At 64.6% G+C, this 12,579-nt stretch carries 14 protein-coding genes and 1 pseudogene; 13 read left to right on the forward strand and 2 right to left on the reverse strand.

The genetic code is table 11. The features are described 5' to 3' along the window. Positions 1–22 precede the first annotated feature (22 nt). The 7 genes and pseudogenes from HZY77_RS03970 to HZY77_RS04000 all read left to right on the forward strand — a co-directional run bounded on the left by HZY77_RS03970 (position 23) and on the right by HZY77_RS04000 (position 6,745). On the forward strand, positions 23–925 hold the full coding sequence (locus HZY77_RS03970) for an NAD(P)-dependent methylenetetrahydromethanopterin dehydrogenase (protein ID WP_296818965.1): 903 nt from the start codon (positions 23–25) through the stop codon (positions 923–925). Then, a complete protein-coding gene (locus HZY77_RS03975) occupies positions 915–2,096 on the forward strand; it encodes an ATP-grasp domain-containing protein (RefSeq protein ID WP_296818967.1) in 1,182 nt (393 codons plus the stop codon). Before HZY77_RS03970 ends, HZY77_RS03975 begins: the two co-directional genes overlap by 11 nt. An 11-nt stretch (positions 2,097–2,107) precedes the next feature. Continuing rightward, complete coding sequence (gene mch, locus HZY77_RS03980; RefSeq protein ID WP_296818970.1) at positions 2,108–3,073, forward strand: methenyltetrahydromethanopterin cyclohydrolase; 966 nt, start codon at positions 2,108–2,110, stop codon at positions 3,071–3,073. After that, positions 3,070–3,980 (forward strand): annotated as a pseudogene (locus HZY77_RS03985) (RimK family alpha-L-glutamate ligase). Before mch ends, HZY77_RS03985 begins: the two are co-directional and overlap by 4 nt. After that, on the forward strand, positions 3,977–4,885 hold the full coding sequence (locus tag HZY77_RS03990) for a triphosphoribosyl-dephospho-CoA synthase (protein ID WP_296659379.1): 909 nt from the start codon (positions 3,977–3,979) through the stop codon (positions 4,883–4,885). Before HZY77_RS03985 ends, HZY77_RS03990 begins: the two are co-directional and overlap by 4 nt. A gap of 109 nt (positions 4,886–4,994) precedes the next feature. After that, positions 4,995–5,507 carry a formaldehyde-activating enzyme gene (gene fae / locus HZY77_RS03995; RefSeq protein WP_296818974.1) on the forward strand — a complete coding sequence of 171 codons (513 nt, stop codon included), beginning with the start codon at positions 4,995–4,997 and terminating at the stop codon, positions 5,505–5,507. Positions 5,508–5,521: 14 nt separating this feature from the next. Then, positions 5,522–6,745 (forward strand): 6-carboxytetrahydropterin synthase, encoded by a 1,224-nt coding sequence (locus HZY77_RS04000; protein WP_296818976.1) that lies wholly within the window; start codon positions 5,522–5,524, stop codon positions 6,743–6,745. Here HZY77_RS04000 and HZY77_RS04005 read toward each other — a convergent pair. Beyond that, positions 6,654–7,037, reverse strand: a complete 384-nt coding sequence (locus tag HZY77_RS04005; RefSeq protein WP_363154292.1) for a HisA/HisF-related TIM barrel protein — start codon at positions 7,035–7,037, stop codon at positions 6,654–6,656. The genes HZY77_RS04000 and HZY77_RS04005 overlap by 92 nt on opposite strands. After that, positions 6,938–7,414, reverse strand: a complete 477-nt coding sequence (locus HZY77_RS04010) for a HisA/HisF-related TIM barrel protein (RefSeq protein WP_296818978.1) — start codon at positions 7,412–7,414, stop codon at positions 6,938–6,940. The genes HZY77_RS04005 and HZY77_RS04010 overlap by 100 nt, the downstream gene beginning before the upstream one ends. A gap of 81 nt (positions 7,415–7,495) precedes the next feature. On the opposite strand from HZY77_RS04010, the gene HZY77_RS04015 reads away from it, so the two are divergent. The 6 genes from HZY77_RS04015 (at position 7,496) to HZY77_RS04040 (ending at position 12,579) form a co-directional block, all read left to right on the forward strand. Further along, positions 7,496–8,425 carry an ATP-grasp domain-containing protein gene (locus HZY77_RS04015; protein ID WP_296818980.1) on the forward strand — a complete coding sequence of 310 codons (930 nt, stop codon included), beginning with the start codon at positions 7,496–7,498 and terminating at the stop codon, positions 8,423–8,425. Continuing rightward, positions 8,418–9,497, forward strand: coding sequence for a hydantoinase/oxoprolinase family protein (locus tag HZY77_RS04020; RefSeq protein WP_296818984.1), 1,080 nt, complete (start codon positions 8,418–8,420; stop codon positions 9,495–9,497). The genes HZY77_RS04015 and HZY77_RS04020 overlap by 8 nt, the downstream gene beginning before the upstream one ends. Further along, positions 9,488–10,879, forward strand: a complete 1,392-nt coding sequence (pabB, locus tag HZY77_RS04025; protein WP_296629755.1) for an aminodeoxychorismate synthase component I — start codon at positions 9,488–9,490, stop codon at positions 10,877–10,879. Before HZY77_RS04020 ends, pabB begins: the two co-directional genes overlap by 10 nt. Then, entirely contained in the window at positions 10,864–11,445 is a 582-nt protein-coding gene (locus HZY77_RS04030; protein ID WP_296629757.1) for an aspartate/glutamate/uridylate kinase, read from the forward strand. The genes pabB and HZY77_RS04030 overlap by 16 nt, the downstream gene beginning before the upstream one ends. 14 nt (positions 11,446–11,459) lie before the next feature. Continuing rightward, positions 11,460–12,062 (forward strand): hypothetical protein, encoded by a 603-nt coding sequence (locus tag HZY77_RS04035; protein ID WP_296818986.1) that lies wholly within the window; start codon positions 11,460–11,462, stop codon positions 12,060–12,062. Continuing rightward, complete coding sequence (locus tag HZY77_RS04040; protein WP_296818989.1) at positions 12,049–12,579, forward strand: TlpA disulfide reductase family protein; 531 nt, start codon at positions 12,049–12,051, stop codon at positions 12,577–12,579. The genes HZY77_RS04035 and HZY77_RS04040 overlap by 14 nt, the downstream gene beginning before the upstream one ends.

A 12,579-nucleotide genomic window follows, 5' to 3' on the forward strand; every position in this document is an offset into this window, starting at 1 on the left:
ATAACAACAGCTGGAGAAAACAATGGAAAAACCCTATTTGCTGCACTTCGCCACGCCCGGCACACGGGTCAGCCCGTTTGACGTGAACATGGCCTACGATGCCGGCTGGAACGCCGTGATCCCGTATTCGGGCGTAGGGCTGGAAGACATCGCAGGCTTTACCCAGGACGCCATCTTTTCCCGGGGTCCGAAAGGCGTGAAGCACACCGGCATCTTCATCGGCGGACGCGATCCCATGCTCGCCGCCGGCATGCTGGACGCCGCACGCAAGGCAATGGTGCCGCCCTTCGAAGTGTCGGTCTTCGCCGATCCGAGCGGCGCCTTCACTACCGCCGCGGCCATGATCGCCGCCGTGGAAAAAGCCCTGGCCGGCACCCATGGCAGCACGCTTGCCGGCCGCCGCGTCACCGTTTTCGGCGGCACCGGCCCGGTCGGCATGATTGCTGCCGTGCTCGCCGCCCAGGCGGGCGCCGAGGTCACGATTCCCGGCCACGATGGCCTGTTCCGGGCACAGTCCGCCGCCGAGGCCATCCAGGCCCGCTTCGGCGTGACGATACGCCCCATCGATGCCAGTTCCGACGATGCCAAGGCGGCGCTCATCGCGGACACCGAAGTCGCGCTCGCCACGGCGAAAGCCGGCGTCCAGGTGATGGGGCCCGCGCATCTCGCGCACGCGGCACGCTTGCTGGTGGCGGCCGACATCAATGCAGTCCCGCCGGCCGGGATCGAAGGGATCGGCGTCATGGACGATGGCAAGCCGCTTGTGGCAGCCTCTGGGCATGCCGTGGGAATCGGTCCGCTCGCCATCGGCAACATCAAATACAAGGTTCAGCAAGGCCTGCTGCAGGCCATGCTGCGCACGGACAGCCCGCTTTATCTGGGCTTTGCCGACTGTTTGCGCGAGGCCCGGTTGCATGCCGCCTAAGGCCTTTCTGCTCACCTCGCTATCCGGGCGCATACTGGCCAAGGCGGCAGCGCGCGCGCAGCGCTCGGTGGTCGGAATCGATGCCTTCGCCGACCAGGATACCTGCGGGATGGCCTTGAAATGGGCACGCTCGCCGCTGGACCGCAACGGCGAATTCGACGCGACCGCCATGCTGGATGCGGCCGACTCGGTCTGTCCGCCTGCCGCCTGTCTCGGCCTGGTCTATGGATCGGGGCTCGAAGCCCAGCCGGCTCTGCTGCGCGGGCTGTCCGANGGGCGGATCGTACTGGGCAATTCGCCGGAGGTCCTGGAAACCGTCGCGGATCCGGAACGCTTCAGCAACCTGCTCGCGGCGCTCGGCATTCCNCATCCGGCAACCCGCATGTCACGCCCTGCAGAGGTCGCCGGTTGGCTGTCCAAACAGGCCGGCGCGTGCGGCGGCACGCATGTACGCCTCGCATCCGCCTTGCCTGAAAACGATACGGGACGCTATTTCCAGCGACAGGTCGCCGGCGAGGAATGGTCCTTCCTGTTTCTGGCCAATGGGCGCGACATCTGCTCGATCGGTTTCAACCAGCCCCTGACAACCCCGCCCCAGGCATCCGGACGTTGGAGCTATGCCGGTGCGACACGCATGGATGCCGGCCCGGCCGGGGTCGACGAAGCCGTCATGCATACGGCACGCGCGCTCACCGCTCGGCTCGGCCTGGTCGGCCTCAACGGCCTCGATTTCATTGTCACCCCCTCCGGCTGGGTATTGCTGGAACTGAATCCGCGTCCGCCCGCCACGCTGGAATTATGGGACGTGCCGCTGCTGCCATGCCTGTTCGATCTGCACGTCGAAGCCTGCAAGGGCCGACTGCCGGCCCGACTGCCCCAGCCGGGCGGCAGCATGGCCGTGGCAGTGGTCTACGCCGAAACCCGCCTGTTGATCCCGGCCGATTTCGCTTGGCCTTCCTGGTGTGCTGATCTGCCTTGGGCGGACAGCGTGATCGAGGCCGGCGACCCTGTCTGCACGGTCCGTGCGGACGGCCCGGATGCGGCCACCGCCAGGTACCAGGCGCTCGGCCGGCGTCAGGAGATCCTCCAGTGGCTGGATCGTTTCGCCTCNCCCACAGCCGGCTGGAATGACCCTGCCGTCGCGCACTCCACTCAGATGTTCCCTGCCTGATGACACACCCGATGAATCACGTTCCCAGCGTCAACCAGCTCGCATCCACCTTGGTCGAATACCTGGTGGACCACGCCGCGGAACTGCGCCTGGCGGTTTCGCGGCAGGACAATGGCGTACGCATCGTCGATGCCGGCATCCGGGTGGCGGGCGGCATCGAGGCAGGCCGGCGCATCGCCGAAATCTGCCTCGGCGGCCTCGGACGCGTCACGCTCGTTCCGGCCGCTGCCCAGGCCGCCTGGCCCTGGGAGTTGTCCGTTTCCACCGCGCAGCCGGTGCTGGCCTGTCTGGGCAGCCAGTACGCCGGATGGAGCCTGTCGCACGGCGAAGGCAAGGGCAGTTTCTTCGCATTGGGATCGGGTCCCGGCCGTGCCCTGGCCGGCAAGGAAGAACTCTTCGGTGAACTCGCCTATCGCGATCGCGCGGACTCGGCCTGCCTCGTTCTGGAAACCGACAAGATCCCGCCGCTGCCCTTGCTGGACAAGATCGCTGGCCAGTGCGACGTCTCNCCCGACCGGCTGACCTTGATCCTGACGCCCACCACCAGTCTGGCCGGCAGCGTGCAGGTAGTGGCCCGCGTACTCGAAGTGGCCCTGCACAAAGCGCACTTCCTGGGCTTCCCGCTCGATCACATCGTCGACGGCATGGGCACGGCCCCGGTCTGTCCGCCGTCGCCGGATTTCCTGACCGCCATGGGCCGCACCAACGATGCGATTCTTTTCGGCGGCCGCGTCCAGTTGTTTGTCGCCGGCGAGGAAGCGGCGGCCGAGGCGCTTGCGCAGCGTATGCCGAGCGAGGCTTCGAAGGACTATGGCCAGCCTTTCGCACAGGTTTTCAAGAATGCCGGACACGACTTCTACAAGATCGACCCGCTGCTGTTCGCACCGGCACAGATCATCGTGACCAGCCTCAAGACAGGCCGCAGTTTCCGTGCCGGACAACTCAACGCAGACCTGTTGGAGCGTTCGTTCTCATGACACGCCGCATCGCGATCTTTACCGACGATCCGGGCTGGCACGGCAAGCAGCTCAAGCGTGCGTTCGCGCGCAGAGGCTACGCGGCCAACTATCTGTCGCTGACGGATTGCCGGGTGGATCTGGGGCAGAGCGGCGGCGTGGCGATACCCGGTTTCGAGCATGAACTGCCCGACGGCGTGTTCGTTCGCGGCGTGCCGGGCGGAACCCTGGAACAGGTCATCCTGCGTCTCGATTTTCTGCACGTGTTGCCGTTGCTGGGCGTACCCGTCTACAACTCGGTCCGCGCCATCGAGAAAAGCGTGGACAAGGCCATGACCAGCCTGCTGCTGCATCGGGCAGGTATTCCGACGCCGCCCACGTGGGTGACGGAGTCCGAATCCCAGGCGCGCGCCCTGATCATGCGCGAAATTGCGCTGGGGCACGAGCTGGTATTGAAGCCGCTGTTCGGTTCCCAGGGAGCGGGGCTCAAGCGTCTGGCTTCGCCCGCCGATCTCCCGCCGGGTGAGGCATACCAGGGGTGTATTACCTGCAGCGCTACATCGGCAGCGTGACCGATTCTTGGGAGGACTACCGGGTGCTCGTGGTCGGTGGCCGCAGCCGTGCCGCCATGACGCGTCAAGGCACCAGCTGGATCAACAACGTGGCCCAGGGCGCCGCCTGCCGGCCTGCCCCCATCGACCCGGAGTTGTCCAGACTGGCCGAGGACGCCGCCCGTGCGCTCGACATGGATTATGCGGGGGTCGACCTGATACGCGATCCCGAGGGCCGCCTCTACGTATTGGAAGTGAACAGCATTCCAGCCTGGCGGGGTCTGCAAAGCGTCGTCAAGGACAACATCGCCGCCATGCTGGTGGATGATTTTCTCGACCGCCACGTGGTCAGGGAAACCCGGGAGCAGTGCGCATGAACGCCCTGCTGCAAATGCCCGTCGCCCAGCCGATGTCCGACCTGTTTCTTGCCGCCTGCGAGATGGATGTGGTCGCCTTCAAGCCTGGCAACGTGAGCTGGGAATCCCCGGGGCACGGCATGACTGCCGAAGATTTCCTGATCAGCGCCAAGGCAGCCGCGCCGCATGTCGCCAATCCCGACCTTGAGATCGGCGAACGGATCTACCGCGCGGTCGAGGCCACCCGGGAAGCGGTCGGCTGCAATACCAATCTCGGCATCGTGCTGCTGGCTGTGCCGCTCATTCATGCCGCCCAGCACTGCATGCCAGGAGATATCCTGGCGCATCGGCTCCAGCGCAGCCTGGCTGCACTCACTCGCGATGACGCGGAATGGGTCTACCGGGCCATCCGGCTGGCCGCACCTGGCGGGCTCGGCGAAAGCCCTCGCCACGATGTTCGGGAAACGCCGGTCGTCACGCTGCTGGAAGCCATGCGGGAAGCGGCTGCCCGGGATCGCATCGCCTATCAGTACACCCATTGCTATGCAGACATCCTCGGTCCCGGACTGGTTTCACTGCATCAGGGACGCATGCACTGGGGCAGCGAGACAGCGGCGGTCACGACCGCCTATCTCGGATTCATGGCCAGTTTTTCCGATAGCCACATCTGGCGCAAACACGGCAGCAGTGCAGCGGGTGCCGTGAGAACAATGGCCTTCGACTGCATTGCCCGCTTGGGCCAATGCGCCGACTGGACTTGCGCCAAAACCCATTTGACGGGTCTGGACACGACCCTCAAATCCACAGGTTTCAACCCGGGCACGAGTGCCGATCTGACCGTGGCGGCATGGCTGGCAGATCAGCTTCTGCACGGGGAGGCAACCTGTATTCCAAACCATACCCAGGGGGATTCTCAGTTTGTTTGATCTACTGAAACACCTGGTTGGTCATGCAACAAGTGGTCAGCCGACGGACGACTCGGCGCTGGCGAGCCGCTATAACCCAACCGAGTCTGTTCAACTTAAGGAGTAAATGATGGCGAAAATCAATAGCGTAATGGTCGGTGAATCCCTGGTTGGCGAAGGCAACGAAGTAGCCCATATCGATCTGATCATGGGCCCGCGCGGCAGCGCCGTTGAAGCGGCGTTCTGCAATGGCCTCGTCAACAACAAAGACGGCTTCACGTCCCTGCTGGCTGTCGTGGCGCCCAATCTGCCATGCAAACCCAACACCATGATGTTCAACAAAGTGACCATCAAGGGCGCCAAGCAGGCCGTTCAGATGTTCGGCCCGGCCCAGCGCGGCGTGGCGATGGCCGTCGCGGATTGCGTGGAAGACGGCACCATCCCGGCCAACGAAGCGGACGATCTGTTCATCTGCGTGGGCGTGTTCATCCACTGGGAAGCCGAGGACGACGCCAAGATCCAGGACTACAACTACGAAGCCACCAAGCAATCCATCAAGCGTGCCATTGCTGGCACACCCAAGGCGGCTGAGGTGGTTGCCCAGAAAGCGAAGGCAGGTCATCCCTTCGCGGCGCATAACTAATCGGGAGAACGGGCGTGATTTGCAAGGAATGCGGGGCCATGGTGAGCGAACTCGACAACGAGCACCTGCTCGCCTGTAGCGGCCTTACCTTGCAGGAGTATGCATTACGTCACGCCTTGCCGCTCGACCTGCTGGTATCGCCGGACAGGATCGAGGCAGGCGCCGCGCACGCGGAGCTCCCGCTCATGCCTGTCGCCGTGCCTGATGAGACGGCACGGGCCGTGCTGGCCGGCTTACGCCTGGCTGGCAAGGTCCATGATGTCGGATCGGTCTGTTTCGTCGAGGGCGAGGTTTCCTGGCTGGATCTGTTGTTCTGCGATCTGGCGCAACTCGCTCCCTACGGCTTCCGGTTTCACCAGGAATATCACTACGCACCCGGCACCCATCGGGTCGTGGCAAAGAACCGCCTGGTGACGCAAAAGCGCAATCTGGTCGGCCCCTGGCTACCCGCCAGGGTGCCTCCACCGGAACAACGCCTGAAATATGCAACCTATCTGGCCCATGCAGCCGAACTGCATGCCGGATTTTTATTCCTGCCTTTCGCTTCGAACGACGAAGCCGAAGCGGCAACCGAATTCCTGTCGCGCGAATTGAACGTGCGCACCCGCCATCTGGCTGCCGGCACGCCGCTGCTGCGCACGCTGACCCAGGCCGATACGACGCGCCTGCTGGACAGCCTGCGCGGCGAGCTCGAAGCCATGCCCGGCGTCTGGTCGCGCTTCCATCCGGATACCCCGGAGGTCACGGTGAGCAAGGAGGTCGTGTTCGATTCCGCCCACTTCCTCACCGACCATCCCGCCAAATGCAGCAATCTGCATGGCGGACGCTACGTCCTGCACGTCAAGGTACGCGGGCAGATCGACCCGATCACCGGCTGCGTGCTGGATTACGGCTACCTCAAGCGCGTGGTCAACACCCGCGTGGTGGAACGCTTCGACCACCACACCCTCAACTACGCCGGGCCGGAACTGGCCTGGCGCTCCACCACGGAATTGCTGAGCGTGTACATCTGGGAACAGCTCATCGATTTCCTGCCCGAACTGATCGAGCTGACCCTGTACGAAACGCCGCAGTCATGGTGCCAGTACAGCGGCCCCGATCTGGAAACCTGGCAACGCCAGGGCAGCCAGCCGCTGCTGGGTCGGTTTACCGATCCGGCGCTGGGACACTCGCCCTGGCGCCACTGGCTGCGGACGTGGGATGAGCAGCATGAAAAGCGTCAAGCTCAGGGCGACTGAGTCTGCCGTCGTGCAGGGCCGATGCCAGCAGGACACCGGCCGCCCCGGCCCGGGCCAATGCAGTCAGATCGTCAATCTGCCATACGCCGCCTGCCGCATACATGCGACAGGCAGTATTCAAGCGCTGCAACTGCGTCAGCCGGGCCAGATCGGGGCCGGCATCCATACCCACGCGCGCCAGGGTCATGACGATCACCTCTGCCGGCCAGTGTTCGGGGTATTGCAGCAAAGTGGCCGAACCGAGAAAATCGTCTCCCGGAAATCCAGCGACAGCACGCCCTGCGCCGGCCATGCGTCGCGTTCCGGCAGAACCGCCAGACTCTCGCTGCCCAGCACCGGCCGCCCCCGACCCGCCGCCTGCCAGGCTTGGGCCGCCGCTGTACCGGAAAAGCCGCCGTCCACCCAGAATTCGAGATCCGGATGCAATCGCTGCAGCCTCTCCACTACACTTCCGTGATTGCCCCGTCCCAGGATGGCATCCAGATCGGCGATATAAATCCGTCGGAACGGATACAGCGCAAGCAGTCCTTCCACCACGGCCTCGGGACGGCTGGAATCGCACAAGGCCGATTCCAGCGGCCGGTATTCGTCTCGCCGGCCGCCAAAAGCGCGCACAACCTGCCCGTCCATCAGGTCGAGTACGGGAATGAGCGCTAGGGAGGCGGGCATGAAAGTATTTGTTTTCGAGTATGTGACAGGAGGGGGTTCGCCAGTATGGCGCTGCCTGAGTTTTTACACGATGGCGAAGTCATGTGGCAAGCGCTGGTCGACGACCTGCGCGCGCTCGATGGCGTGGACGTGCTGACGCTTCGGGACTGTCGCCTGCCCCGGCCTGCCATGGACAAGGTGGAGATCATCGAGACGGAGGCCCATCGCTTCAGTGAGGATTACCGGCATTGCCTCGCCCGGTCGGATGCGGTGTGGCCGGTCGCGCCGGAAGAGGCTGGGATACTCGAATCCCTGAACCAGGAAATCCTGGCCGCAGGCAAGCGCCTCCTGGGCTGTCAGCCCGACGCCGTGCGTATTGCGGCCAGCAAACATGCCACCGCGCAACGACTGGGCCGCACGGGGATACCCGTGGTTCCCACGTACACCTCGCCCTTCCTGATGACGACGAAAGGCCCGGTGGTAGCCAAGCCTGACGAGGGTGCCGGCTGCCAGGACACCCTGTATTTCTACAACCAGGCGTCAGCCGAGGCATGGGCGCTGGACGAAGGCGGCGCAGGATTTGTTTTTCAGCCGTTTCTTTCGGGCGACCCGTTATCCCTGTCCGTGCTATGTCATTCGGGCAGCTGCCAACTGCTGTCGGTCAACAGGCAACACATCCGGCTGGAAGATGGCCAGCTGCATTTCCATGGCGTGACACCCCACGCCCTGCCCGATCCGGACAGACGCTATGCCGGCCTGGCTCAGCGTGTGGCCTCCGCCATCCCCGGCCTGTGGGGGTATGTGGGGATCGACCTGATCGATACGGAAAACGGACCTGTGGTTCTGGAAGTGAANCCCCGCCTCACCGTCTCCTATGCCGGTCTGCGCTCGATGCTGGGATTCAATCCTGCCGGGAAAGTCCTGGCCCTGCCGGACCAGCCCATGAGCGAGTTGCCGCCGGCCAACCTGACGAACGATACGCGCGTAGCGCGCTCCTATGAACGCGCCGACACGCATACCACCCATGAATGAGACCGTGATCGGATGGGATGTCGGCGGCGCGCATCTGAAGGCCGCACGGATCGAGCACGACGGCCAGGTCTCCGGCGTCTCGCTCGTGCCCTGCGCGCTATGGCGTGGTCTCGATCATCTGCACCAGGCCATCGACCGGATCGAGGCCACGATGCAGGCAAGCGATGCCTGCGTGCATGCCGTCACCATGACCGGAGAAATGGTCGACCTGTTCGAAACGCGGCAAGCCGGTGTACAGGCCCTGGCCACCCTGATGAGCCAGCGCCTGGGTGCCGACCGGGTCCGCTTTTATGCCGGCGGTCAGGGTTGGTACGATGCCGGCCAGGCCAGCCAGTATGCCGGGCGCGTTGCCTCCGCCAACTGGCATGCCACGGCCCACCTGGTTTCGACCTGCATCAGCGAGGCCCTGCTGGTCGATATCGGCAGTACCACCACGGACCTGATTCCCATCCGGGACGGATTGGTAGCCACACCCAGCAGCAGCGACCGCGACCGCCTGTCCGCCGGTGAACTGGTCTACACCGGCGTGGCCCGCACGTCGCTCATGGCCTTGGCAAGCGAAGCCCCGGTGGCCGGACAGTTCACGCCGCTGATGGCAGAGCATTTCGCGACCAGTGCGGATGTCTACCGGATCCTCGGTCTGCTCCCCGAACAAGCCGATCTGCATGACGCCGCGGACGGCGGTGCCAAGACCCCGTCAGCCAGCCGGGTGCGCCTCGCCCGCATGGTGGGGCGCGATGCCTGGGAGTTGCCCGACAAGGCCTGGGCCGAACTGGCGGCCTGGTTTGCGGATGCCCAGATGACCCGGATCGGGCGCGCGGTGCGGCAGGTATTGTCGCGCGAGATGCTGGCCGCAGATGCCCCGCTGGTCATCGCAGGCGTCGGCGGATTCCTCGGCCCGCGGCTCGCCGCCCGGATCGAGCGACCGGTGATCAATTTCTCGCAGATTCTGGCCGCCCGAACCCATCAGGATATGATTGACGGATGTGCCCCTGCCGTCGCGGTGGGACGGCTGCTCGCAACCCACCGCCACCCTCCAGGTCTTACACCTGCGGACTTACCATGCGGATAAGCGCTCTTCCTTATTGCCCCGACAGTGCCGAACGCTTCGAGGCCATCGCCGACGAACCCTGGTCGGTATTCCTCGACAGCGGACGGCCGCGTTCCACCATGGGACGCTTCGACATCCTGGCGGCGCGNCCCTATGTCACGCTGGTGACCCGGGGCGGCATGACCGAAATTCGTGAACGCGACCGGCCGACACTCTCCCCGGCGGACCCGTTCGAGCTGCTGCGCCGTTATCTCGCGGCGGACGGACACCCCACGGCCCTCCCGTTCGCGGGCGGTGCGATCGGCTATTTCGGCTACGACCTCGCGCGCCGCATCGAACAACTGCCCAGCCACGCGCGTGACGCCGAAGCCATCCCCGACATGGCAGTCGGCATCTACGACTGGGCCGTCATCGTCGATCATGCGCAACGCGCCAGCTGGCTCGTCGGCTCCGGGCGTGACGCCCGGACCGACGCCAGCTGGAACGAACTGATCGCCCTGTTCAGCGACACGCCGCACGCCACGGCACGGCGCCCTTTCCAGGTCGGGCCCGTCAGCTGCAACTTCACGCCCGACAGCTACCGCCAGGCATTCTCACGCATCCAGCATTACATCCGCGCAGGCGACTGCTACCAGGTCAACCTGGCCCAGCGCTTTGCCGCCGAAGTCAACGGCGACCACTGGCTGGGATACCAGACGCTGCGCCGCCTCAATCCGGCGCCCTATTCGGCCTATCTCAATTTCCCGGGTGCACGCATCCTCTCCTCCTCGCCAGAACGTTTTCTGGAAGTGAAGCAGGGACGGGTGGAGACCAAACCGATCAAAGGTACGCGCCCGCGCGCCGCCGCACCCGAAGCCGATTCGGCACTGGCCCGCGAACTGCGCGACAGCACCAAGGACCGCGCCGAGAACCTGATGATCGTCGACCTGCTGCGCAACGATCTGGGCAAGGTGTGCCAAGCGGGTTCGGTGGCCGTGCCCAAACTGTTCGAGGTCGAGAGTTTCGCGACCGTGCACCATCTGGTCAGCACGGTCACCGGCCGTCTCGGCAGGGACATCGACGCAGTGGGCCTGCTGCGCGCGGCCTTCCCGGGCGGCTCCATCACCGGCGCGCCAAAAATCCGTGCCATGGAAATCATCGAGGAGCTCGAGCCGAACCGTCGCGGCGTCTATTGCGGTGCCGTCGGCTGGCTGGGATTCAATGGCGACATGGACACCAATATCGCCATCCGCACGATGGTCAGCTCGGATCATTCGCTGCGTTTCTGGGCAGGTGGTGGCCTGGTCGCCGATTCCCGCGCAGACGACGAATATCAGGAATGCCTCGACAAGGCATCGGCCATGTTGAAACTGATGCGGGAATGCGGAGGCCATCTGGAAGACGGACAATGCTCCGGGTTGTGAAACTGGGCGGCAGCCTGTACCGCGTGCCCGAGCTCGCCCAGTGCCTCGACGCGCTGGCCGCCGCAGGCGGCGAAACCGTGCTGGTACCCGGCGGCGGCCCTTTTGCCGACGTCGTGCGCACAGTCCAGACGCATTCCGGGATCAGCGATGCCGCCGCACACCACATGGCCATCCTGGCCATGGAACAGTACGGCCTGATGCTGTGCGACCTGAACCCCAGCCTGGTTCCTGCCGACAGCCTGGGAAACATCGGCCATGCGTTGAGACAGGGGTTCACGCCCGTCTGGATGCCGGCCGAGATGTGCCGGCATGCGGCCGAGCTTCCTCAAAACTGGTCCGTCACATCCGATAGCCTGGCTGCGTGGCTGGCGATCCAGCTGTCAGCCGACAATCTCACGCTGGTCAAGTATGGACAGCCCACCGATACCGATCCCCTTGCGATGGCCGCGTCGGGCTGGGTGGACCAGGGCTTCCCCGCCTTTGCAAACGCATTCGACGGAAGCCTCAGGGTACTGGATTTCCATGGGGCCAGCACGATCTCGGCCTGGTTGCTCGAGCCGACCTGATCAGGGAGACACCGATGCTCAAGACACGCAACGGACTGGAACAGGGCAGTGTCAGGAACCTGCTGGTTTTCCTCTGCGCTTTGCCTGTCTGGGCGATTACCGCTGGGGCGACCGAGACGAGCCGCGATCCTGAAACCGGCCTGGAAAGCTGGCAGGTCGAGGCACGCGGCATCCAGCTTCGTCTGACGCAGATCAGCCCCGATCAGGCGCGGGCCTTCTATCAGGCGCGCGGCTTCACCCCGGAACAGGCGGAAGACTATGCGTCCAGCTGCGTCTTCATGACGGTCGTCCGCAATATCGGCACCCTTCCGATCGAACACCGCCTGGCCGACTGGCGCTACGTCGCCGGCGACGGCAAGGCTCGCGCCCTCCGCAGCAAGGCTGAATGGGATGCGGCCTGGGTCGACCGCGGGGTCTCCGAGCCTGCCCGAATCGCATTTGCCTGGGCTCAGTTCCCCGCGACCCAGACTTTTCACGCGGGGGACTGGAATCAGGGCATGACCACCTACCAGCTTCCGCGCGGCAGCCGCTTCAACCTGATCGTCAACTGGCGCGCAGGTGACGCAGGGCGCAAAACAACACTCGAAAATGTGAGGTGTACGGATGAAATTCAGTAGCATGATGGGCGCCCTGCTCATGACAATGGGCATGACGACCTTCGCGGCGGATCTGCCGGCCTTGTCCCACAGCCTGACCGAGCAGGCCGCGAAAGTGCCGGCCCCGGTGCTGGCCCTTAAGGATCTCGATGGACAGTTGCACGACCTGGCCAGCCTCAAGGGCAAGGTCGTTCTGGTCAATTTCTGGGCGACCTGGTGCCCGCCCTGCCGCCGCGAAATGCCGTCCATGGATCGCCTTGCGCGCAAGCTGGCCGGCACACCGTTCGTCGCGCTGGCGGTAGACATCGGCGAAGATGCCGATACCATTCACACCTTCATCAGCCAGTTGGACGCGACGCCTTCGTTTCCCATCCTGCTCGATCCGCATGCCCGGATCATGCAAACCTGGAAAATCTCCGGCCTGCCCACGACCTACCTGATCGACTCGCAGGGCCGTATCGCCTACAGTGCGGTAGGCGGCCGCGAATTCGACCATCCGGAAATCGAACGTCAGGTGCGTGCCCTGCTCAAACCCTAG

The sequence above is a fragment of the Thiobacillus sp. genome (genome assembly GCF_013693775.1).
Lineage (GTDB): Bacteria > Pseudomonadota > Gammaproteobacteria > Burkholderiales > Thiobacillaceae > Thiobacillus.

Excerpts from the sequence above, each read along its gene's own strand:
- HZY77_RS03970 (WP_296818965.1), top strand. The coding sequence starts at position 23 with ATGGAAAAACCCTATTTGCTGCACTTCGCCACGCCCGGCACACGGGTC.
- HZY77_RS03990 (WP_296659379.1), top strand. The coding sequence starts at position 3,977 with ATGAACGCCCTGCTGCAAATGCCCGTCGCCCAGCCGATGTCCGACCTG.
- fae (WP_296818974.1), top strand. The coding sequence starts at position 4,995 with ATGGCGAAAATCAATAGCGTAATGGTCGGTGAATCCCTGGTTGGCGAA.
- HZY77_RS04005 (WP_363154292.1), bottom strand. The coding sequence starts at position 7,037 with ATGGCCGGCGCAGGGCGTGCTGTCGCTGGATTTCCGGGAGACGATTTT.
- HZY77_RS04010 (WP_296818978.1), bottom strand. The coding sequence starts at position 7,414 with ATGCCCGCCTCCCTAGCGCTCATTCCCGTACTCGACCTGATGGACGGG.
- HZY77_RS04020 (WP_296818984.1), top strand. The coding sequence starts at position 8,418 with ATGAATGAGACCGTGATCGGATGGGATGTCGGCGGCGCGCATCTGAAG.
- HZY77_RS04030 (WP_296629757.1), top strand. The coding sequence starts at position 10,864 with ATGCTCCGGGTTGTGAAACTGGGCGGCAGCCTGTACCGCGTGCCCGAG.
- HZY77_RS04035 (WP_296818986.1), top strand. The coding sequence starts at position 11,460 with ATGCTCAAGACACGCAACGGACTGGAACAGGGCAGTGTCAGGAACCTG.
- HZY77_RS04040 (WP_296818989.1), top strand. The coding sequence starts at position 12,049 with ATGAAATTCAGTAGCATGATGGGCGCCCTGCTCATGACAATGGGCATG.